The sequence below is a fragment of the Paraburkholderia sediminicola genome, from assembly GCF_902859805.1.
GTDB classification, from domain to species: Bacteria; Pseudomonadota; Gammaproteobacteria; order Burkholderiales; family Burkholderiaceae; genus Paraburkholderia; species Paraburkholderia sediminicola.
Window position 1 is genome coordinate 48,251 of the sequence record NZ_CADIKC010000001.1, and the last position, 21,588, is coordinate 69,838.

The 21,588-nt window shown below is 62.5% G+C and carries 22 protein-coding genes; 4 read left to right on the forward strand and 18 right to left on the reverse strand.

The genetic code is table 11. The annotated features are described in order from the left end of the window. Positions 1 to 6: 6 nt before the first annotated feature. From R8871_RS00225 to R8871_RS00285, 13 genes are all read right to left on the reverse strand, one after another. Positions 7 to 870, reverse strand: a complete 864-nt coding sequence (locus R8871_RS00225; RefSeq protein ID WP_246287270.1) for an intradiol ring-cleavage dioxygenase — start codon at positions 868 to 870, stop codon at positions 7 to 9. A gap of 8 nt (positions 871 to 878) precedes the next feature. Then, positions 879 to 1,985, reverse strand: coding sequence for a branched-chain amino acid ABC transporter permease (locus R8871_RS00230; RefSeq protein ID WP_246287272.1), 1,107 nt, complete (start codon positions 1,983 to 1,985; stop codon positions 879 to 881). A 9-nt stretch (positions 1,986 to 1,994) separates the two neighbouring features. After that, the gene (locus R8871_RS00235) at positions 1,995 to 2,861 is read right to left on the reverse strand and encodes a branched-chain amino acid ABC transporter permease (RefSeq protein ID WP_175048504.1); all 867 of its coding nucleotides are present in this window, start codon (positions 2,859 to 2,861) and stop codon (positions 1,995 to 1,997) included. After that, positions 2,858 to 3,568, reverse strand: coding sequence for an ABC transporter ATP-binding protein (locus R8871_RS00240; RefSeq protein ID WP_175048505.1), 711 nt, complete (start codon positions 3,566 to 3,568; stop codon positions 2,858 to 2,860). The genes R8871_RS00235 and R8871_RS00240 overlap by 4 nt, the downstream gene beginning before the upstream one ends. Before the next feature lie 2 nt (positions 3,569 to 3,570). Continuing rightward, positions 3,571 to 4,293 (reverse strand): ABC transporter ATP-binding protein, encoded by a 723-nt coding sequence (locus R8871_RS00245; RefSeq protein ID WP_097396162.1) that lies wholly within the window; start codon positions 4,291 to 4,293, stop codon positions 3,571 to 3,573. Between the two features lie 20 nt (positions 4,294 to 4,313). Further along, positions 4,314 to 5,603: an ABC transporter substrate-binding protein gene (locus R8871_RS00250; RefSeq protein WP_175048506.1), complete on the reverse strand. Its 1,290-nt coding sequence runs from the start codon at positions 5,601 to 5,603 to the stop codon at positions 4,314 to 4,316. A gap of 43 nt (positions 5,604 to 5,646) precedes the next feature. Then, positions 5,647 to 6,705 carry a maleylacetate reductase gene (locus R8871_RS00255; RefSeq protein ID WP_175048507.1) on the reverse strand — a complete coding sequence of 353 codons (1,059 nt, stop codon included), beginning with the start codon at positions 6,703 to 6,705 and terminating at the stop codon, positions 5,647 to 5,649. 6 nt (positions 6,706 to 6,711) lie between these two features. Further along, positions 6,712 to 8,175: an aldehyde dehydrogenase family protein gene (locus R8871_RS00260; protein ID WP_175048508.1), complete on the reverse strand. Its 1,464-nt coding sequence runs from the start codon at positions 8,173 to 8,175 to the stop codon at positions 6,712 to 6,714. Between the two features lie 96 nt (positions 8,176 to 8,271). After that, positions 8,272 to 9,267 carry a hydroxyquinol 1,2-dioxygenase gene (locus R8871_RS00265; RefSeq protein ID WP_175048509.1) on the reverse strand — a complete coding sequence of 332 codons (996 nt, stop codon included), beginning with the start codon at positions 9,265 to 9,267 and terminating at the stop codon, positions 8,272 to 8,274. A gap of 37 nt (positions 9,268 to 9,304) precedes the next feature. Beyond that, complete coding sequence (locus tag R8871_RS00270; protein WP_175048510.1) at positions 9,305 to 9,796, reverse strand: cupin domain-containing protein; 492 nt, start codon at positions 9,794 to 9,796, stop codon at positions 9,305 to 9,307. Positions 9,797 to 9,981: 185 nt separating this feature from the next. Beyond that, positions 9,982 to 10,947: a LysR family transcriptional regulator gene (locus R8871_RS00275; protein WP_093645125.1), complete on the reverse strand. Its 966-nt coding sequence runs from the start codon at positions 10,945 to 10,947 to the stop codon at positions 9,982 to 9,984. 94 nt (positions 10,948 to 11,041) lie between these two features. Further along, positions 11,042 to 11,998: a quinone oxidoreductase family protein gene (locus tag R8871_RS00280; protein ID WP_175048511.1), complete on the reverse strand. Its 957-nt coding sequence runs from the start codon at positions 11,996 to 11,998 to the stop codon at positions 11,042 to 11,044. 38 nt (positions 11,999 to 12,036) lie between these two features. Then, positions 12,037 to 12,288, reverse strand: a complete 252-nt coding sequence (locus R8871_RS00285; RefSeq protein ID WP_175048512.1) for a hypothetical protein — start codon at positions 12,286 to 12,288, stop codon at positions 12,037 to 12,039. Between the two features lie 97 nt (positions 12,289 to 12,385). On the opposite strand from R8871_RS00285, the gene R8871_RS00290 reads away from it, so the two are divergent. Then, positions 12,386 to 13,186, forward strand: a complete 801-nt coding sequence (locus R8871_RS00290) for an AraC family transcriptional regulator (RefSeq protein WP_175048513.1) — start codon at positions 12,386 to 12,388, stop codon at positions 13,184 to 13,186. Positions 13,187 to 13,243: 57 nt separating this feature from the next. Here R8871_RS00290 and R8871_RS00295 read toward each other — a convergent pair whose 3' ends face one another. The 3 genes from R8871_RS00295 to R8871_RS00305 are packed head-to-tail and all read right to left on the reverse strand — an operon-like array spanning position 13,244 to position 15,561. Continuing rightward, positions 13,244 to 14,245 carry a 3-hydroxybutyryl-CoA dehydrogenase gene (locus R8871_RS00295; protein ID WP_175048514.1) on the reverse strand — a complete coding sequence of 334 codons (1,002 nt, stop codon included), beginning with the start codon at positions 14,243 to 14,245 and terminating at the stop codon, positions 13,244 to 13,246. Then, a complete protein-coding gene (locus R8871_RS00300) occupies positions 14,242 to 15,348 on the reverse strand; it encodes an NAD/NADP-dependent octopine/nopaline dehydrogenase family protein (RefSeq protein WP_175048515.1) in 1,107 nt (368 codons plus the stop codon). The genes R8871_RS00295 and R8871_RS00300 overlap by 4 nt, the downstream gene beginning before the upstream one ends. A 57-nt stretch (positions 15,349 to 15,405) precedes the next feature. Next, a complete protein-coding gene (locus tag R8871_RS00305) occupies positions 15,406 to 15,561 on the reverse strand; it encodes a hypothetical protein (protein ID WP_175048516.1) in 156 nt (51 codons plus the stop codon). 2 nt (positions 15,562 to 15,563) lie between these two features. Here R8871_RS00305 and R8871_RS00310 point away from each other — a divergent pair, with 2 nt between their 5' ends. Continuing rightward, positions 15,564 to 16,547 carry an AraC family transcriptional regulator gene (locus tag R8871_RS00310; protein ID WP_175048517.1) on the forward strand — a complete coding sequence of 328 codons (984 nt, stop codon included), beginning with the start codon at positions 15,564 to 15,566 and terminating at the stop codon, positions 16,545 to 16,547. Between the two features lie 5 nt (positions 16,548 to 16,552). Beyond that, a complete protein-coding gene (locus R8871_RS00315) occupies positions 16,553 to 17,626 on the forward strand; it encodes a LysR family transcriptional regulator (protein WP_175048518.1) in 1,074 nt (357 codons plus the stop codon). 53 nt (positions 17,627 to 17,679) lie between these two features. Here R8871_RS00315 and R8871_RS00320 read toward each other — a convergent pair whose 3' ends face one another. After that, entirely contained in the window at positions 17,680 to 18,774 is a 1,095-nt protein-coding gene (locus R8871_RS00320; RefSeq protein ID WP_175048519.1) for a porin, read from the reverse strand. A 395-nt stretch (positions 18,775 to 19,169) separates the two neighbouring features. On the opposite strand from R8871_RS00320, the gene R8871_RS00325 reads away from it, so the two are divergent. Further along, positions 19,170 to 20,594 (forward strand): spinster family MFS transporter, encoded by a 1,425-nt coding sequence (locus R8871_RS00325; RefSeq protein WP_175048520.1) that lies wholly within the window; start codon positions 19,170 to 19,172, stop codon positions 20,592 to 20,594. A gap of 131 nt (positions 20,595 to 20,725) precedes the next feature. Here the strand turns inward: R8871_RS00325 and R8871_RS00330 are convergent, their stop codons facing one another. After that, complete coding sequence (locus tag R8871_RS00330; protein WP_175048521.1) at positions 20,726 to 21,196, reverse strand: hypothetical protein; 471 nt, start codon at positions 21,194 to 21,196, stop codon at positions 20,726 to 20,728. Between the last annotated feature and the right edge of the window lie 392 nt (positions 21,197 to 21,588).

The window sequence follows — 21,588 nt, forward strand, 5'->3', positions numbered from 1 at the left end:
CCCTCCTCACGCGAGTTGCCGACTCATCACGAAGTCGCGCTGGACTTCGAAGAACGGACTCGGCAAGTCCCACTCCTTCGCGGACGCCGCGCTGTCGTTCGGCACGTAGTCGATTACGAGCGACGGCTTCGCGCCGAAAACCGCGTCGGAGTCGACATACGGGTCACCGGCGGAATACAGCGCGGTGGTGAGCGTCTCGTAGCCGGGCGCCTCGATCAGGAAGTGGATATGCGCGGGCCGCATTGGATGACGTCCGGTCGCGAGCAGCATCCGTCCAACCGGGCCATCGGTCGGAATCGGGTAGCTGGTCGGTTTGATCGTTCTGAATGCGTATTCGCCGTTCGGTCCGGAACGGAATTTGCCGCGCAGATTGCTCTCGGGCTGATCGGGGTCCTGGCCTTCGTACATGCCGTTATTGGCCGTTTCCCACACCTCGATCAATGCGCCGGACACCGGCGCGCCACGTTCGTCGACGAGACGGCCGCGAATGAGCGTCGGCTCGCCTTCGGTGCGCGCGATATTGGCGCCGAAGGCCTCTTCTCTCGCGCCCTCGCGGTAGAACGGGCCGAGCAGGCTGCTCTCGGTCGTGTCGCCGGTGCGTTCGTGATTGATCGCGTCGACCATGATCGACAGGCCAAGCGTGTCCGACAGCAGAATGAACTCCTGGCGAATGCCGCTGCACTTGTTGCCGGTTGCCGTCAGGAATTCAATGCCGCGACGCCACTCCTCACCGGTCAGTTCAACTTCGCTCGCAAACGCATGCAGATGCTTGACCAGCGCGGTCATGATCTGCTTCAGACGCGGATCGGTGCAGTCGGCAAACGTCCTGAGCACGTTCTGCGTTAAAGGATGGATAGTTTCGTCGTTCATTGTCGACCTCATGCGCGATGGGGAGCCGACGGCGCTTCGACGGAATCGGTCGATGCATCGTGCGGCGAAGTTTGTTGTGCATCTTGTTGTGAAGCACCGGCATCGACGAATACAACGCGGCGTCCCACGGGGAACAATTGCAGTCCGTAGCGGCGCGATACGAAGCCCCAAAGTCCTTGCGGAAAGAACATCGTCACCACGATCGCCAGCGCGCCGAGCCCGATCAGATACCAGGTGCCGAAGTCGGAGAGGAACTGGTTAAGCACGAAGAAAATCAGCGCGCCGACAATCGGTCCTTCGAGCGTGCCCAGGCCGCCGATCATCACGATGAAAATGCCGAACGCGGTCCAGTTCACCGAGAACGCCGCGTCCGGCGAGATACGCAGGTTGCCGACAAAATACAGACCACCGGCCAACGCCGTACCGCACGCAGAGACCAGATAGACGAGCAAGCGTGCACGCTTCACGTCGACACCCTGGCTGCTGGCCGCCACGGCGTTGTCGCGCATTGCGGTCAACGCGAGACCGGCTTTGGAGCGCAGGAACAGATACAGCAGGCCGATCGCCGCCGCGACGATAACGAGCGCGAGCCATAGCGCCAGCGATTCGCGCAGCGCACGCGGCACGTCCTGCAGCGCGGTGAGGCTGGTGCCCGAACCGCCGCCCAGCACCGACACGTTCGCCACCGTCAGCCGGAACACTTCGGCGATCACCCATGTGCCGATTGCGAAGTAGCCGCCTTCCAGCCGGAACGCCACCATCGATACGGGAACGGCGATGACCGTTGCAATTGCCGCCGCGATCGGCACAGCGACGAACGGCGAGATCCCGCAGTAGTTGGCGAGAATCAGCATCCCATAGCCGCCGATGCCGAAGAACGCCTGCTGCCCGATCGACACCATCCCGCCATAGCCCGCCAGCAGATTCCACATCAACGCGAAGACCAGATACGACGCGAGTTGCACGAAGTCGCGCATCGCATCGCGCCCGGCCCACCATGGCGCGCTCGCCACCGCCAGCGCGACGATCAGCAGCACGATCATCGCCACGCGGCTCGCACGCGTCGCGCGCCGCACTTCGAAGCCCCCTGCGGGCCGGTTCATTTGCATCGTCATGTCGAGCCTCTATGCGGTTTTGGGCAGCAAACCCTGCGGCCGGGCCACCAGCACGCCGAGAAACACCACGTGGCCGAGCCAGATACCCCAGCCGGGATCGAAGTAAAAGCCCACCTGCTGCGCAATACCGAGCGCCATGCCGCCGACGAAGGTGCCCCAGAACGAGCCCATCCCGCCGATGATCACGGCTTCGAATGCGTACAGCAGCAATGCCGGGCCATCGGTCGGCGACACCGCGGTGCGCATCGAGTACAGCGCGGCGGCGACCCCGATCAGCACGAACGCGATGCCCATGGCCAGCGCATAGGTGCGGCGATAGGAGACGCCCATCAGTTGCACGATCTCGCGGTCATCCGAGGTGGCGCGAAACGCGCGGCCAAGCGGTGTGCGGCCGAATAGCCACTGCATGGCGAAAGCCAAAGCAGTGGTGACGACCAAAGTAACGAGTGGCAGATAACCCAGCGTGATGCCGCCCGCGAGCGTGAGGCTCTGCGACTCGAAGCTGCCAGTTGCGATCGAACGCGGATCGGCGGAGAACACCTGCTGCAATACATTCTGAATCACGATCGACAAGCCGAACGTGACGATCAGCGAAGGCAGCGGATCGCGGCTGCTCACCCGGTTGAGGATCGTGTACTGCACCGCATAACCCGCGCCGAACGCAATCACGAGCAGCAGAACCAGCGACACGGCGAGCGGCAGATGCGCGTAGTTCGTCAGGGCGAAGAGCACGAACACCAGCAGCACGATGAAATCGCCGTGCGCGGTGTTGGTGAGCCGCATCACGCCGAACACTAACGATTGCCCCATCGCGAAGAGCCCATACAGCGCGCCCAGCAGCACGCCCTGCACGACGATATTGATGAACGTGTTCATGCGACCGCTCCAAAATATGCCTGCGTGATGGCCTCATCCGATACTTCGGCCGACACACCAGCCAGTGACACACGCCCTTCCTGGAAGCAATAGAAACGCGACGACACGCGGCGCGCCAGTTGCACGTCCTGCTCGACGACGATCGCACTCATGCCATCAGCGACAATCGCAGGCAATGCCGCATAGATCTCGCGCACGATCACCGGCGCGAGGCCAAGCGAAAGTTCGTCGCACATCAACAGATCGGGATTGCTCATCAGCGCACGGCCGATCGCGACCATCTGCTGCTGGCCACCCGACAAGGCGGTGGCCGCATGGTGACGGCGCTCGCGCAAGGCTGGAAACAGCGAATAGACGCTTTGCAGGTTCCAGCGGCCGGGCCGTTTGGAGAATGCGCCGAGCAGCAGGTTTTCTTCAACGCTCAGGCTTGCAAACAGACGCCGCCCTTCCGGCACCAGCGCAATGCCCTTGCCGACAATGCTCGCCGCAGCCGCGCCACCGACCGGCTCGCCGCGATACAGAATCTGCCCGGCGGAACGGGGGCGCAGCAGACCCGCCACCGATTTCAGAAAGGTCGACTTGCCGGCGCCGTTCGAGCCGATCAGCGCGATCACCTCGCCGGGCGCCACCGTCACGTCGATGCCGAACAGCGCCTGGAAGTCGCCGTAAAACGCGCTCAGCGCGCGAGTCTCCAGTAATGCCGACATGGTCATGCCTCCAGTCCGAGGTACACGCGCCGCACTTCAGGGTCGTCCATTACGGCGCCAGGCAGGCCTTCCGCGAGCCGTTTGCCGAAGTTGATGACGAGCAGCCGGTCGGCCACCGCGAGCAACGCATGCACGACGTGTTCGATCCACACGATCGTCACGCCCGCCTCTTTCACGCGACGAATCTCGTCGACGAGTTCGTGCGTTTCGGGCTCAGTCAGGCCGCCTGCAATTTCATCCAGCAGCAACAACTGCGGTTGCGTGGCCAATGCGCGGGCCAGTTCAAGGCGTTTGCGGTCAAGCAGTCCCAGCGTGCCGGCCAACTGGTTCGCGCGAGCTTTGAGGCCCGTGCGTTCGAGCACATCCATGCAGACATCGTAGGCCGCGTGCTCGGCCAGTTCGCCGCCGAAGGTCGCGCCGACCAGCAGGTTTTCGAATACCGTCATGCCGCCGAACGGCCGCGGTACCTGATACGAGCGGCCGATCCCTGCCGCGCATCGGCGATGCGGTGGCAAGTGGTTCACGTCCGCGCCGTCGAATTCGACGCTGCCCTGATCGGGCCGCACGTCGCCGCTAACGAGGTTGAACAGCGTGGTCTTGCCGGCGCCGTTCGGACCGAGAATGCCGTAGGTCTCGCCGCGTTCGACCGCGAAGCTGATGTCGTCGGTCACCTGCAGCGCGCCATAACGCTTCGACACGCCGGTTAATCTGAGAACTGGGTTCATCACCGCTCTCCGCTATACATTCACGCGATCAGCTTGAGCGGGCCGGATAGCGGCACGTTCGGCGCGAGCTGGTTGTTGACGATGGCGAGATCGAAGCGATGCTTCTGCCCTTTCACCCATTGGCCGCCTACCAAAGGCGTCTTGGCGACGTTCTTCACCGGCCCGCTGCCCCATGCAACATGCCCGACCAGCGTGTCGAGCTTCGTCGTTGCCACTGCGTCGCGGATCGCTTCATTCGAGTCGATATCTTTTGCGCGCTTCAACGAATCGACTGCGATTTCGAACAACGCATGTGCGAAGCCGATTGGCTGCGTCCATTGCTTCGACGTGATGCGCTCGTAGTCGTCCGCGACTTGCCGCGCGCTTTGTCCCGTCAGCGAAGACTTGAACGGATGCGAAGGCGACCACCACACCTCGGTGGAAAGGCCATCGCCGAGATCGCCCAGTGCTTCGATCGAAGTGGGAAACAGCAGTGCCTTGCCGATCGAAATGACTTTGGGCTTCAGTCCTTGCTGACGCGCTTGCACGAGGAAATTCTTCGCGTCGGGTGGAATGACTACGCCGGTGACGATCTGCGCATTCGCCTGCTTGAACGACGAAATCTGCGCGGAGAAGTCCTGCGTCATGCTCTGGAAGCGGCCCGGGTCCTTCAGCGTGAAGCCTTTCTGCGCGAGCACCGGCGGGAAGCCAAGCTTCGCGTCGCCCCAGGCGTTGCCGTCGCCATCGTTCGGGAACAGGCCGCCAACGCTGTGATTGGTCTGCACCGCTTGCCACATGCCGGTGTAGACGCTGATGACGTCCTCGAGTCCCCAGAAGAAGTGATACGTGAAGCGGAAGCCCTTCTTCGGATCGCCCTTTCTACCGAAGAACCACGGCTGCCACGGCACCACGGTCGACACGCAGGGCATCTCGTTCAGCTCGCATGCATCGCTCACCGGATTCGCGGTCTCAGGCGTGCCGGAGACGAGCATGATGTCGACCTTGTCCTTCAGGATCAGATCGTTGGCGACTTCGCCGGCGCGATTCGGGTTCGACTGGCTGTCCTTGACGACAATCGACACCGGATAGGTTTTGCCGCCGATCACGATGCCGTTTTTCAGCGTGGTCTGCATCTGCTGGATCGTGAAGCGGTCGGCTTCACCGAACGGCGCGAGCGGGCCGGTTTGCGGCGATACGTAGCCGATTTTCAGCGTGCGCGGGCCGGCAGCGAAGACGAGCGGCGAGAACGCCGAGGTTGACGCGGCAAGCGCGCCGCCTGCGGCGAGTGTGACGAAGCGGCGGCGCTTCGCATCGAAAGAATGGGCGTCCATCGTTGTCTCCTGAATTTTTTTGTATGAGTGGGGGCCGTTCCTGCTAATCCGGCCGTCTACCTTCGAAAGCTGCTTCCAGCAGTGCACGTAGCGGCGTTCGTTCGACCGGCCGCGGATTCCAGTACGGGTTCTTCAACGCGAGATCGAGCGCGACGTCGAGATCACTTGCGCTCACACCAATGTCTCTCAGCGCGGTAGGCGCGCCGTTGTCGCGTGCGAGATCGAATACGCCTTGCGCGGCGTCGTCGGCGTGCAGCGCGCGTGCAATGCGCTTCATCGCTTCAGGCGCGGCTTCGCGGTTGTAGGCGAGCACATGCGGCAACACGATCGTGTGCGTTTCCGCGTGCGGCAGATTGAATGTGCCGCCGAGCGTATGGCACAGCTTGTGGTGCAGCGCCATGCCGACGCTGCCGAGCACTGCGCCGCATAGCCATGCACCGTAGAGGCAGTCACCGCGTGCAGCGAGATCGTCCGTTTTCAGCATCACCCGCGGCAAACCTTCGCCGAGCGCACGGATACCCTCTTCCGCCATCAGCGCGATGACCGGATTCGCATCCTGCGCGTAGAGCCCTTCGGCCGCGTGGGCGATTGCGTTGATGCCGCTCGTCAGCGATAACGCAGGCGGCAGCGACGTGGTCAACGACGGGTCGTAGATCACCGTTCTCGGTAATACCCGCAGATCGCGGCCGGTTTTCTTGACGCCGTCCTCGGTGAGGCCGTAGATCGGCGTCATTTCGGAGCCTGCATACGTGGTCGGAATCGCGATGATCGGTAGCGAGGTTTCGAGCGCGATCGCCTTGCCGAGTCCTGTCGTCGAACCGCCGCCTATCGCGATCGCGCAATCGGCGCCGACCTGAGCGGCAAAGTCGCGGGCCGCGCGAGCGGTTTCGATCGGTACGTGCATCACGGCTTCGGCGTAGACGCCTGCCGCACGCGAGCCAAGACTTGCCGCCAGCGCTTCGGCCTGGGCGCGTTGCTGCGGCGTGGACAGCACGATCGCGCGCGTGGCGCCGAGCAAGCCGATCTCACGATCCAGCTGGTCGAGACTGCCCACGCCGAAGATCACGCGTGACGCCAAGCCGTTATAGACGAACGATTCCATGGCGGTTCAGCGCGGGTAGTAAGGCGGAATCTGCGCATCCACGTTGACCCAGACCGACTTGGGCTGCGTGTATTCGCGCATCGCTTCGAAACCCATCTCACGTCCGTAGCCGCTTGCGCCGACACCGCCGAACGGTGACGCGGGGCTCACGCGCTTGTAGCAGTTGATCCACACCATGCCGGCGCGAATCTCGCGCGCCACGAGATGCGCGCGTTGCAGGTCACGTGTCCAGAGACCCGCGCCCAGACCGTACTCGGTGCCGTTCGCGATCGCGAGTGCTTCTTCGTCCGTGCGGAATGTGGTGACGGTCATGAACGGACCGAACACCTCTTCCTGCGATACGCGATGCTCCGGCTTCGCTTGAACGATGGTCGGCTCGACATAGCAGCCATTCGCCAGCGCGGCATCGTCCGGCGCCTTGCCGCCCGCCAGCACGCGGCCACCCTGTTCACGTGCGACGTCGACGAACGAGAGCACGCGATCGCGATGCTGACGCGAAGTAAGCGGGCCCATTTCGGTCAACGGATCGAGCGGATTGCCGATTCGGATCGTGCGGCTCAATGCGGCGAACTTCTCGAGCACTTCGTCAGCGATCGATTCATGCACGATCATCCGCGAGCCGGCGATACACGCCTGCCCCTGGTTGTGGAAAATCGCGAACGCGGAGCCTTGCACAACGGCGTCGATATTCGCGTCGCCGAATACGATGTTCGCGCCTTTGCCGCCGAGTTCGAGTTGAACCTTCTTCAGATTGCCGCTCGACGCCTGGACAATCTTGCGGCCAATCGCAGTTGAACCGGTGAAAGCAACCTTGCTAATCTCAGGGTGCTCAGCGATGTACTGACCGGCCACATGACCCAGACCCGGCAAGATATTGACGACGCCCTCCGGAAATCCAACCTCCGCCATCAGTTCTGCGATGGCGAGACTCGACAGCGGCGTGAGTTCGGCGGGCTTCATGATCACGCAGTTACCTGCGGCAAGCGCCGGCGCCATCTTCCAGCTCGTGAACATCAGCGGGAAATTCCATGGCACCACTTGCCCGACAATGCCGACCGGCTCGCGCGTCATGTAGTTCAGAAAACCCTGCTCGACCGGAATCACCGAGCCTTCGAACTTGTCGGCCATGCCGCCGAAATAGCGGAATGTAGCTGCCGTGCGCGGCACATCGAGATTGCGGGTGTCGCGAATCGGGTGCCCCGTATCGAGCGATTCGAGGCGCGCGAGCGCATCGGCATTCGCTTCAATTGCGTCGGCGAGTTTGAGCAGCAACCGCCCCCGCTCCATCGCGGCGAGATTGCTCCACTTCGGAAACGCCGCCTTCGCAGCGGCCACGGCGCGGTCGACATCGGCGGGTCCGGCCATCGCGACTTCGGCAATCACCGAGTTGTCGTGCGGATTAAGGGAGGCGAGGGTTTCGCCGTTTGCAGCCGGCACGAAGCGGCCGCCGATAAAGAGTTGCGTTTGCATGTCAATCCCGCGCAAGTAAAACTTTGGACGTGACAATCCCCGCGGCGCCAGCGGTCTGGCGCCGTTCGATCGACGATCGGAGGGAATGTCTGAGAGTTAGATCTGGATCGGATACGGCGGCAGTTCACCGCTTTCGTAGCGCTTGGGCAGATCGGGCGTGGCGTTCTCCCACACCAGCAGCATCGAGCGTTTCTGCGAGTAGCCCTTGTGACGGATGTCGGCCGGCATCGCGGCAATGTCGCCCGCGTTCATCGTGATGCGCGCACGCGGCTCGCCGCTGTCTTTATCGGCGACGTCCCAGATGATCTGGTCGGACAGTTGCAGAAACCACTCCACGCGGTCGTTGCCATGAAACACCGGCAGCACGAATTCCTCGGTGGTCGGACAGAACAGGCTCTGCTGGCAGACCGACGTAACCGACGGATTCCACGTCACGTCCGAGCGCGACAGGTACTTGAAGAGGCTGAACGCATGCAACGCGCTCTCGAATCCTGGCTCCGCATGAATCTCGGGTTCGTCCTGAACCACATCGGCGAACTGACGGTTGACCGGCAAGTCGTCGCGCAACGGTGAATCGCCTGCGAGACCCGGCATGCGCTTCGTGGCGATCCGCGTACGCTCGATCGCGGCGATGTTGTCGCCATGTTTCGTGCCGAATGCAGAGCCGGTTTCTTCGGGTGCGGCAAACGGATCGAAACCTTCGTTGACCCAGTCCCGCAGAATCGCCTTGAAAGTCGCCATGATGAGCGGCGTGTCGAACTGCTGCATATGGTCGACGCCCGCTTCCTTGAAACTTGCGTTGTATGCACCGGCATACATGTCGACCTTGCCGTAGTGATTACGCGTGCCGATCACCTCGTCGAAGTTGACCCAGCCGTAGAAGAAGCCCCACGCAACGTCGCGCATCATGGCGCGCAGGAAGTCGTCGGCATGCATCTGGTGCGAGCGGATCTGCCCTTTTGCGGGCCATTTGACGGTGGCGAAATAGGCATCGCGGCTGAATTCGAAATCGCCGAGGCGGAACGTGCGATAACCGCTTACCGCGTCGGCCTCGCTCGCGGTGACGTTTTGCAGGGTGCTGGCTTTGTCCATGATGGGCTCCAGGAATAGTTCGATCGGGTAGAGGGAATCAGTGGATGCAGATGTCGGCCCACTTCTCGACCGAATAGCGCCCAAGGATCGTCTGCACGAGCAGCACGCCCTTCGTCCTCGCTTCGAAGCGGTACGCGGCGCCCGCAGGCAGCAGCGCCTGATGGCCGCGGCGCAGCCGTACATAACCCATCGACTGGCCCGACGGTTGGCCTTCGAGCCGCACGCTGCCTTCGGTCTGCGCGTCGACCAGCGGGCCGTCGGACGGCTTGATGAAATAGATATCGATCTCGCCGTCGAGTGCGACCGCGAATTCATCGTGCGACGCAGCAAACCACGGCGACGAACCTTCCGCGCGCAGCGTCTCGATCACGTACTTGAGATTCTTGCCGACGACGATTTTTTCGTAAGGCTCAGCGCGGCTCGCAACGTCGAACACGTTCGACATCGCGTAGTGCTCCGGTTTGCCCTTGATGATTTCGATGGAGCCTTTGCGGAAATTGTCCAGGCTACCGAACCAGGTCTCTTGCATGTCTGCCTCCAGTTGATCTACGAATCCGCGAATGCGTTGCTTGGATCGAAGATTAAGTGGCGACAGGCGCAACAGCAATGATCTGAGGGTCGGGAAACGCGAACCATGGGTGCTTCAAAATCGCGCCAGGGAAACTACCTGGTGGAGAACCCGCGGGGTTCTCCCAGGGGTCGCCGGGGGGGTTCTCAGTCTTCGGCCAGCTCTTCGCCGACGCTTTTGGTCTCGTCGTCCGGCGGAGAAATGCCGAGCGCCTTGTCCCACTGCGGTTCGCGCAGATAGCGGGCGCGCAGGAAGTCGACGAAAGCCTTGACCTTGGTGGTCGAGCGGTGCGAGGCGGGATAGACCGCCGACAGCCACAGCGGCGGCGCCGCGTACTCCGGCAACACGCGTTCAAGGCGCCGCTCGAGCAGATCGGCCGCGGCGACCATTGTCGGCAGATAGACCACGCCCGCACCGGCTCGCGCGAACTCGAGCAGCAGGTGCACGCTATTGGTTTTGAGCACGGGATTCAGGGCGATTTCGAAGCATTCGTTGCCGCGCATCAGCGGCCACTTGTCGCCCCATGGGTAGTACGAGTAACGGGCGAAATCGTGCCGCAGCAAATCGAGCGGTGTTTCGATCACCGGCTCTTCCTTCAGATATCCGGGCGCGGCGCACAGCACGCCACGCACAGGAAAGAGACGCCGCTCCACCAGCAGGTTGGAAGCCGGCGGATAGATCTGCAAGGCCAGATCGAAGCCTTCCTGCACCGGATCGATCACCCGGTCGTTGACGGTCACGACGAACTCGACGCGTGGGTAAGCGGCGCGGAATTCGATCAGCGTTTGCGAGAAATGCCCAAGCGCGAAGCCCGGCAACACGTGGATATTGAGCGTGCCGGCGAGCGCCTGCGGATCGCCGCGGGAGCGTCCCGACAGATCGTGGACCTTGTTGACCAGTTCGGCGCACTCGCGGTAGTACGTTTCGCCGAGTTCCGACAGGCGCACGGCCCGCGTTGAACGATGAAAGAGCGGCACGCCGAAATGGTCTTCGAGCTGCTTGACGCGCGAGGTCACCACCGATTTGGCGACGCCCAGCTGGCGCGCGGCACCGGCGAAGCTCTGCGCTTCCGCCGCCCGCACGAACGCTTCCATCGACATGAACAGGTCCATCTTGTCTCCTCCGGTCTCTGTGGCCCGTAGTCTGCCTTGCTTACGGCAAGTGTAGTCTGCTTCGGGATTCTGGACGCGGCAACGGCAACTCGAACTAACCGGGCGTGAAGACCGTGCGGACCTGGCTGTCGCTACTTCCCCAATAAAGGTTCAGATCCGCAAGCGGCACGGCCTCTGTTGCAATCTGAAGTCCCGCGGGCACTGTTGCAGTGAACACTTCTTTCACCGCATGCAGGAGACGAGGCAAGGTCACGCTGCCAATTCCGCTGCCCAGCAGCGTGATCGCGGTCGCGCGCAACACGGCTGCCGGTAACTGGATATCGGCACCGCTAATCGCGCCGATCTGCACAAAGCGGACCGGATAAGCGTCAGCCGACGCTTTTGCCGCGGCGATCAACAACGACCGTGCGCTGGGTCCCCACAGGTAATCCAGTACGACGTCCACCCCTTGGCGAAAATGCGATTCGAAGGCGCGGCTCAGGCTGCTTTCGTCCTGTTCCAGCGAAATCGTGAAATCGGCACCAGCGCGTTTGAGCGATTCGAGGCTGACCGGATTGCGACCTGTCGCAATGATTTTTCCAGCGCCGAGATACTTCGCGATCTGCACAGCAAGGCGTCCGGAGGCGCCCGTTGCGCCGTTGACCAGCACCGTCTCGCCTCGCACAAATCTGGCCCGCTCGGTCAGTGCCGCCCAGGACGACATGCCCGGAATCGCAATGGCGGCCGCCGTGACGTCGTCGATCGAATCGGGTAGCGGAATGCAGTTTGCCTCGGGTACGAGGCTGCGTTCCGCCAGCGCGCCGAACGGCGCGTGCGGGGCGAAGAAGTAGACACGTTGGCCGTCTTCGAGACGCCCGGTACCATCAACGCCCGCCACGAATGGGAAGGCGCCTGAAGCCGAGTAATGCGAGCCCGCTGCCTTGCTGCGGGTAATCCGGCTTAACGCCGAAGCGGCGACGTCGATCAGATGATGGCCAGCCAGCGCATGGGGATGATCGAAGTCTTCGTAAACGGGTACCTGGCCCGCACCTTTGACAACTGCAGCTTTCATGAGAATTCCTCGAAGATAAGATTGAAGCTGTGTCCCGATCACTGTGCGTCGAGCCAATTGCGCAGTGAAACATCACGTATCTCGAGCACATCGAAGAGTCCTATGGCGCGCAGTGCGGGCAGTCCTTCGACGATGTCCGCTTCGGCGTCCGCACGCGCTTCTTCACTGGCGCCTTCATCGCTCCAGATACGCGCACTGGCGAGAAAAGCCGCGACGGTACCCTTGCGAACCGTCGTGCCATTGATGTCGACCTGGTCGACGTGATCGGGAAGAATCTGTTCTGCTCGCATCGCACCGCACTCCGGTCGTTAAAAGAACGAAATCAGTGTAGTCGTGCAAAAGCGGCCCGTCTCCGGTATAAAGGCCATTCCATACGGTGTTTCGGCCATGCCTTCTTACCTCATTCGTCCCGATCTCGTGACCTCGCCGGAAGGTCCCTATCTCGCCGCGGCGGAGCTGACGCAAAGCGAAGCTCGCGCGACGGCATCGCACAGCCATGCGCGCGGACAGCTCATGGGCGCGCTGAGCGGCCTCATCTCGGTCGGACTCGACAAGCAGCAGTGGGTTGTTCCCGCGATACACGCGATCTGGATTCCGCCGCATTGCGTCCACTCGGTGCGGTCGTATGGCCCGTTCTCAGGGTGGAGCGTGTTTATCGCTGAAGAGCGGTGCGCGCCGTTACCGCGTGAACCTCGCGCGATCAGGACTGCGCCTTTGTTGCGCGAGGCCGTGCGGCGCGCGGCGACCTGGCCGGGTATCGAACTCGACGAAGCGCAGACGCGTATTGCGGATGTCATCGTCGATGAACTGGCCGCAGCGAAAGAGGAATCGCTAGGTCTGCCGAGCCCCGAAGATCCAAGGCTCGTCCGGATCACGGACGCGTTGGCGAGCGATCTCTCGGACAATCGCCGCCTCGAAGAATGGGCCGCGTGGGCCGGTGTTGCGCCACGTACGCTGAGCCGGCGTTTCGTCGCGGAGACGGGTCTGACGTTCGCGCAATGGCGTCAACAGGCCCGTCTGCTTCGCGCGCTTGAGCTTGTCGCGGATGGCCTACCCGTCACCACGATTGCGCTTGAACTCGGCTACGACAACGTCAGCGCGTTTATCGACATGTTCCGGCGAGTGATGGGGACAACGCCAGGGCGATACGCAACAGCCGCGAATCCAGACGATAGAGCCGTCATCTGATTCATGAGGGGCGTCCACGCAGCATCGCCCTCAACGAACATTTTTCGCAGACACCGTTCAGCTTTTCAACGCGGCATTAAACACTGGCGCGAGCCCGGTACTGTCGAGCAAATTGCTGAATTCACCGAGCCGTTTGTGCAGATACGCCGGCACATCGACATCCGCGTAATCGTAGAAGCCACGTTTATCGCGCAGGCCATCGCGGCCTTCCCGCATGTTGTCGCTGACGATCGTGGCGGGCAGGAAGCGTGGATCGATCGCCCGCGCCAGGTAGTGCGACGCATAGTAGAGGATGTCGCAGCCGCCCCAGTCGATAAATTCGAGCAGACCCAACACGGAAAACCGCAGACCGAAACCCGTACGGATAGCCGTATCGATGTCTTCCGCGCTGGCCACGCCCTCCTCGACCATACGCGCGGCCTCGTTCATCGCCAGCGCCTGGATGCGCGGCACGATGTATCCCGCCGACGGCGCGCACACCACCGGCACCTTGCCGACCCGGCGCAGCAAGGCGACCACGCGCTCAACCGTCTCTTTCGCCGTGGCATCGCTACGACTGACCTCCACGAGCGGCATCAGATGAGCCGGGTTGAGCCAGTGCGCGTTGAGAAGCCGCCCGGGATGCACGACCACCTGCTGAAGCTCGGTCACGAGAAACGTCGAAGTAGTCGATGCAAACAACACGTCCGCCCCAGCGTGCTCGCATAGCCAGGCGAACGCGACCTGCTTGGCCTCCATCACTTCCGGCACGGCCTCGAAGACGATCTCGCCTTCGGCAAGCCCTTCCCGCGCGCGCTCGCGATCCACAATGACGATGCGCGCCATCGTCTCCGCGGCCTGCGCCTCGGTGAGGCGGCCGAACACCACCTGCGTCTGCAACTGCCGCACGATCTCGCCACGCGCGGCGGCCGCAAAGGCGCTACGCGCTGCCGGGTCGCGCTCCTTGAAGTCGATCAGCGTCACGCGCAGACCGGCATAAGCGAAAGCCAGCGCGATCCCCTGCCCCATCCGCCCCGCACCGAGGATATGAACGTGCTGGATCTCGACGGCTGCGCTCATTGGTTGAAACCCCGTTCGAGCAAGGCCGTCATCGCCTCACGTGAAAGCGACGCAAGGCCCAGCCGCTCGAGCGTGCGGCCTTCGCCGTACAGGTCGCGCTCCGACACCGCGCTCGCCAGATTCAGCAGACCTTCGGCGACGGGCGTCGGCACGCCGGCCCAGCGTCCCGCCGAAACAAGAAACGACAACCCGAGCCGCGTATCTTCGAGCATATAGCGATGCGTCTTCAGATCGATGTCCTCGCGCCAGTCGCCGCTATCGGTCAGCTTGCCGTGTGCGCCGCGGCCGTACATCCACTCGTCGCCCTCGCTCGCGTAGTGGTCGGCGAGCGGAAAATGCGGCGCACCGTAGCCGAGGGCCTCGCGTACCGCCATCCGTTCGGCGTCGAGCACGCTCGTCACGCGGCGGATCGACGGTTGCGTGCCTTCGTTGTGGATGTCCCAGGCGTCGAAGTGCTCGAGCGGTCCCGCGTTCATCATAATCAACGGCGGGTGGATTACCGGTCCCGCGTTCATCAGGGCGCCGCTCAGCGCATCCTCAATCGGTTCGACCGATGGATAAGCCTCCTGCAGCACCTGAACCGCCCACGTCGCAAACCGTGCGGGAAAGACGCCGCTCGGCAGACGCGTGGCGTACGCGCTCACCACCACATTGTCCTCGCCATGTTTGCGTGCGAGGTACGGCAACGTGCCGGTCTCCGCGAAGGCCACCTCGTGCGCGTTGCCCGCCTCGTGCATCGCCTTCGCGAACACATAGCTGCCGAACGTGCCGGGCGGCAGGAACACCACCTGATGGTCCGCGAGAAAGGGTGCCAGTTGTGCCGCCAGTGCTTCATGCGTCGTTGAAGGCAGCGGGATCACGATGAGCGCTGCGCCCTGCACCGCTTCCGCCAGGTCGTCGACGAGACGGATCGCACCCGGCTGCGCGGCGATCGGCACCCGCCGCTCGCCGCGAAAATCCTTGACCTTGAGCGCGCCAAGTTCGCGCAGCCGCGCCGCGGCGACCGTATCGCGGCGCCACCACGTCACGTTATGGCCTTTTTCCAGCATGTCGATCACAGCCGCATAGCAGCCGTGGCCCCCGCCCAGTACGCTGACATTCATCACACTTCTCCTTGTTCGATGATCGTCAGACTACGGGGTCGACGGCACAAAGACGCTTCACAGCGCGCAAGCGGCATTCAAATCCGGCAACTCAATGAGAACGCCGTCGCGCGCCTGATGAACAATCGCGCAATCCGGGTCGATCCGTTCTTGCGCGAAAAAAATGGCCATCGCATGATGAGCGCGCTGCCCGCTCCCCGCTTCGAGGCCCATGAATGGAAATCGCGATTTCACGCAGAAACCGTAACCGTCTGATCGCATCGCACGCCCGCGAGGATATCGAGCGGGAAGTCTCACAGGTGCTCTGTCCGCACCGGATGGAAGTCGCACACCGCGGCCCGCTCAATGCCGAGCTATACGGCGTCGCGCTCCATCAGGCGATGCTCCTCGAACTCCACTACGGCAGCGAAACTCACATCGATGCCGGCGACATCGGCAATCACTACCTGTTTCGCACCACGCTCAGCGGCCAATGCGCGCTGGAATCGGGCGGCGAACGCGTTTCGCTGCGGGCCGGGAGCCTGAGTGTGTCGTCGCCCGCGCGCATGAGCCGCATCGTCACGGACCGCGATTGCCGCAACCTGCTCCTGCGGATCGACCGCCAGGCGCTCGAGGTCAAACTTGCCGAGATGCTGAACGACAGCGTCAAACAACCGCTCGTGTTCGATCTCGCTTTCGACAACGCCCACACGGGCACCACGGTTTTTTTGTCGACACTGCGCTACCTGTGCAATCTGTGCGACCAGTTCGACGAACCCGCGCAGGAACGGATCTTCGGCCGCGATCTCACGCAGTGGCTGATGACCGTTCTGCTCAGCCAGTTGCCGCACTCGTACAGCGCGACGCTGGCCCGTGCCTCCTCGGCGCCACTGCCGGTCCACGTGCGCCGCGCGCGCGACTATATCGACGCCCACCTCGACGAGCCGCTGCGGATGGACGCCCTGGCGCGCGCCGCCGGTGTTTCGACGCGCACGCTACAGAACGGTTTCAGCCAGTTCCTCGATACGTCGCCCGGTGGGTATATCCGCGAACGGCGGCTCGAGGCCGTGCACCGTGCACTGCAGGCGCAGCCTGAACGGTCGGTGACCGATATTTTCATCGAGCACGGCGTGCATAGCTTCGGGCATTTCGCCAAGGCGTACGCGCGGCGCTTCGGCTGCCTGCCATCGGCCACCGCGAAGCGCATGGTGCGCAACTGACTCTCATGCAGACCGATCCCTCCAATTCCGCCGAGTCCGCCGACTCCACCGCTTCGGTTGCGCACGAACATGACCCGTTGCCCTTTGCAGAAACCGCCGGGGCTCCGCGTGTACGGGACCTTGATCTGAACCTGCTGAAGGCATTTCACGCGGTGTACATCGAGAAAAACGTCGGCCGTGCGGCGTTGCGGCTGGGAATCACGCAGCCTTCCGTGAGTCACGCGCTTGCCCGCCTGCGGCTCGTGTTCCGCGACGCGTTATTCGTGCGTACGCCCGGTGGTGTCGAAGCAACGCCACGTGCGCAGCGCCTCGCGATTTCAATCGATCGCGTGCTGGAGATTCTTCAGGACATGCTCGATGAAGGCGCGCAGTTCCGCGCCGCCACGTCGCGCCGCGTGTTCCGCCTGCATATGAGCGATTTCGCCGAAGCCGCGTTCCTGCCGACGCTGATGCGCGAACTCGATACGCGAGCGCCCGGTGTGGTGATCGAAACCCATCAGATCGACGACAGCCAGTTCAACGTGGCGCTCGAATCGGGCCGCATCGACTTTGCGCTCGGGCATTTCCCGCATGCGTCGAGCCACTTTCACCATAGCGAACTGCTGCAGGAGCGTTATGTGCTGCTGATGGCGCGGCGCGTGGCGGAGCAGTTCGAACTGCGGGAAGGCTATACGTTGAATGCGAACGTGCCCGCGGGGCTGCACTTCATCGCGGTGACTTCGCACCCGCAATCGGTCGAACTGCTCGAACGCTATGGGCTCACCTCGCGCGTGCGAATTGCCGTGCCGAACTTCATGGTGGTGCCGGCGATCCTTAGCCGCTGCGATTACGCGCTGATCCTGCCGCGCACCGTTGCGCGCGCATTCTCCACGCTCGGTGAATCCGCCGTGTTCGAACTCGAAGATGCGCTCACGTGGCCCGTGAACGCATACTGGCATCGCCGTTTCGATGCCGATCCCGGCCACCGGTGGCTGCGCGGTGTGCTCATGGAGCTGTTCCGGATCGGCGCCCGTGAGCCTTTCGACAGCTGGCTCAGCGCGCCGCTCGATCTCAATCCGGAAGGCGTACGCAGCGCCTGAGCGCGTCCGGAGTAACCCGCCGGTTCATCGGCGGGTCGGCTTGATCGGCCCGCCTAGAACGCCGTCATGATGCCGGCCACCACCGAGCTTGCGGTCGCGCCAGCCTTCGCCACCGACACCCCGCCACCCGCCGCGCCGTTAACCGTGAAGTTCGCGTGTGCGCCGTTGCGAATCATTGCCGCGCCCGTATAGAGCACAGTGCGCTTGGAAAGCGGATAGTCGCAGCGCACGCCGAACGAATCGGCATTGCCTTGGCTGTCGGCCACTTTCCGGTAATGGCCGTAGCTCAGCAATACCAGCGAGCGGCCCACCGGCACCGTGGCGTCGAGTTCGAACAGATCATTGTGCGGATTCGAACTGGCGGCGTTCACACTCGTCGCGACGTCCGGCCCGCCGCGATGACGTAGATAGATGAAAGCCGGTTTGACGAAGCCGAAATCGTACGAAATTGCGCCAAGCGCGTAATTACCGGCGGCCGTCGGACTGTTCGCATTCAGCGCCGCCGCGCTCGCCGGACTGAAGGTCTGCTGCATGTAGTCGGCGTCGACCGAGAGATTGCCGTTCACGTAGTTGACCGACGCACCATACGTATCGCCCAGCGTCGACGGCACGTTCGATGCACCATTCGCTCCACGCGCGGCGATCGCCCGCACGAGCACGCCGCCCATTCGCGGCGAGGAATAGCGTATCGAGTTGTTCACGCGCAAAAACGCGGGCCCGACGAAGTTATTCGCCGCATTGCCCCATGCGAGGCCGGCGCCGTCTCCCGGCAAGCTGTAGGTCACGAACGACGTATGCAGCACCGTGTAATTGACGCCGGCCTGCATCGCGCCAAACGGACCCGACAGCCCAACCCACGCTTCGCGTCCGAACAACGCGCCGTTGTTGCCGAGCGTGCCGTTAGCCGAGTTGAAGCCGTTTTCGAGCTTGAAGATCGCGCGATAGCCGCCGCCGAGATCTTCACTGCCCTTCAAGCCGAATTGCGTCGCGAAGATATCGCCGCTGCCCATCCGCACCACATGGTTGGGGCCGAAATTCGCGTATTCGATCGACGTGTCGATCCGTCCGTACAAAGTCACGCTCGATTGCGCAAGCGCGGGTGCCGCTGCGAGGCTCAGCAGCGACACGCACCACATCCGTTTGGTCATTCCCTTGGTCCCGGCGAAAGTCTGGTTCTAACTGCCGCGCGGATTTGCCGTCGCGACGCTCGTGTTTTCCGTCTTCTCCAAAGCCCTTCGTTTGATGGAACGGAAAACGAAGCGAGTCTAGGAACACCAATTTCGAGCGTCGATGAATGCGCACATATAACACTTATAGACAGCGCGAATGACGTGCGCCGCGCACCGTACAACGGCCTCTCTCGCCTTATGGGACAAGCCTTTCCGGCCGCCGCCTGGGGAAAACTTTAGTGACCCAGGGGAATCTCGCCGTGTGTGCGCAGGCCTTGCGTATATGTTTCAGAAATTTGTTTACATACGCTGCTTCGACACCTCATTGCAACCTCATCGCAACTTCGTCGAATATCAGGCACAGGAGAACCGGCATGGCCGTATCAACGAGCAATAACCCTGCACGCAGGCGCTATACGTACGAGTGGTACGTGGTCCTGATCTGCATGCTTGCGTATGTGTTTTCCTTCGTCGACCGACAGGTTCTCGCGCTGATGATCGAGCCGATCAAGAAGGATCTGCATCTGACCGACACGCAGTTCAGCCTGCTGCAAGGCTTCGCGTTTTCGCTTTTCTATGCGGTGATGGGCATGCCGCTCGCCTATCTCGCCGACCGCTTCGCCCGCCCTCGCATCATCGCGACTGGCATCGCGTTATGGAGCCTCGCCACCGCGGCCTGCGGCGTCAGCCAGAACTTCATCCACATGTTCTTTGCCCGCATGAGTGTCGGCGTGGGCGAAGCCGCGCTGTCGCCCGGAACGTATTCGATGTTGAGCGACTACTTTCCGAAGGAAAAACTGGGGCGCGCGGTGGGCGTGTACTCGCTGGGCTCATTCATTGGCGGCGGGATGGCATTCCTGATCGGCGGATACGTGATCCATCTGCTCAAACAGATGACGACGGTCAGCGTGCCGCTTCTCGGCGACGTGCGTTCGTGGCAACTCACGTTCTTTATCGTCGGCTTGCCGGGCTTTCTGGTTGCTTTGCTGTTTATTCTCACCGTGCGCGATCCGGCGCGTCGAGGACTCGTGCGGGACGGCGCCGGCCAGGCAAAGCGTGTATCGATGGGCGACTCGCTGCGCTTCATCGGGACGCATGGCAAGACGTTTACCTGCCACTACCTCGGCTTCTCGTTCTATGCGATGACGCTGTTCTGCCTGATGAGCTGGACGCCGGCGTTCTATATCCGCCACTTCGGCCTCACGCCGGCTGAAGCTGGTTACACGCTCGGCACGATCCTGCTGGTCGCGAACACCATCGGCGTGTTCTGCGGCGGGTGGCTCAACGACTGGCTCATGAAGAAAGGCCGCACGGACGGTCCGATGCTCGCGGGTTTTATCGGCGCGGCGGGGATGCTGGTACCGGCTGTTGCTTTCACGCAGGTCGATAGTTTGAATGTGTCGCTTGCGCTGCTGGTTGTGGCGATGTTCTTTGCGTCGTTTCCGATGCCGACTTCGACTGCTGCGATGCAGACGCTCGCGCCGAATCAGATGCGTGCGCAGATTTCGGCGGTGTTTCTGCTGGTTTCTAACCTCATCGCACTGGGAATCGGCACGACGCTTGTCGCGTTGCTGACGGACAAGGTGTTCGGTTCGCCGAAAGCGGTTGGTGACTCGATGTCGGTTGTTAACCTCGTGGCCACGCTGCTGGCCGCTGGGTTGTTGTGGCTGGGGTGCAAGCAGTTCCGGTTGAGCCTTGCGCGTGTGCAGGGGCAAACGGGGGCGGCGGCAGTTGGGGCACATCACGATGTCGCAGACGCCGCGCATGCCGGCGGCGTTGCGCCGCTCGTGGGACAGTAGGTCTATTCCTGCTTCGGGCTCAACCTATTTCTTTGCACTATTCGCTGGTGGTGATGGGAAGGCCGCCCGCTTTCGGGCGGTTGCGCAATGGACGGCGGTCGGCGAACTGAAGCCGTCCGCCTTCCCGGTGCTTAATGTTGCACGGGAGCTGGTTGTTGGTCCGCGTCTTCTTCGTTTGTCGCGGAATTGGCTGACGTTTGTTTGGCCGGGCTGGGTGTCCTGGCTGCCGGTGTTTCCGTCCCCGCTATTTGTGATGCCTCTGCGAGCAGGCGCGCTGCACGGTTCGCGGTGATGCGGCTTTGAGGGACGCCCTTCGCATCGAGCGCAATCACCTGGTATAGCTCACGGTCGCATTCGAGCTCCCGATGATATTGCTCTGCTGTGTCGACGAGCAATTCAAGCATGGTCTGCTGGCGTCGTCTTTCGTCGCTTGTGATGGCAGGATTCCTACACATTGAGGACGCAAGCGTGATCAATGTGTTGAGTTGGCTCAACTGCCGGTTGCAGAGGTCGAAGGTCTGCAATGCAAGTTTTTCGTACTGGAGCGCGTCGACTGGCGGGCGTGAAGCGGGTTGAGATTGTTTTGTAGATTTGGTGTTCATGGCGCGACCTCCCTGGTACTTCCTGGATCGCCCGACACTCGCTTGCTTGGGGAAGTGGGTGAGCGGGCACGTGGCGGGTTTGGAAGACCGGTGTTCTAACGAGCCGGCGAGCCTTGCGGCTCCCCCACCACAGCCCGCCCATTGAAAACAACAGACGTGCAGGGGTAGACGCACGACCCGCCTAGGCGGGTGTGCGGTTAGAACAACAGGCTTCCACACCTGACCGCCGGGTGTTTCCCGACGGCTTGATGATTATAAATCATGGCAGCCGCGTAGCGTTCAACCAGGCAGGCTAAGTGTTTGCGTTTGGCCGATTGGATAAGGGTTCGTCGGCGGCGGGTGGCGTGTTGTCGCGAATGCGGAGGTCACAGAAGATGCGGGCGATTGGTCGT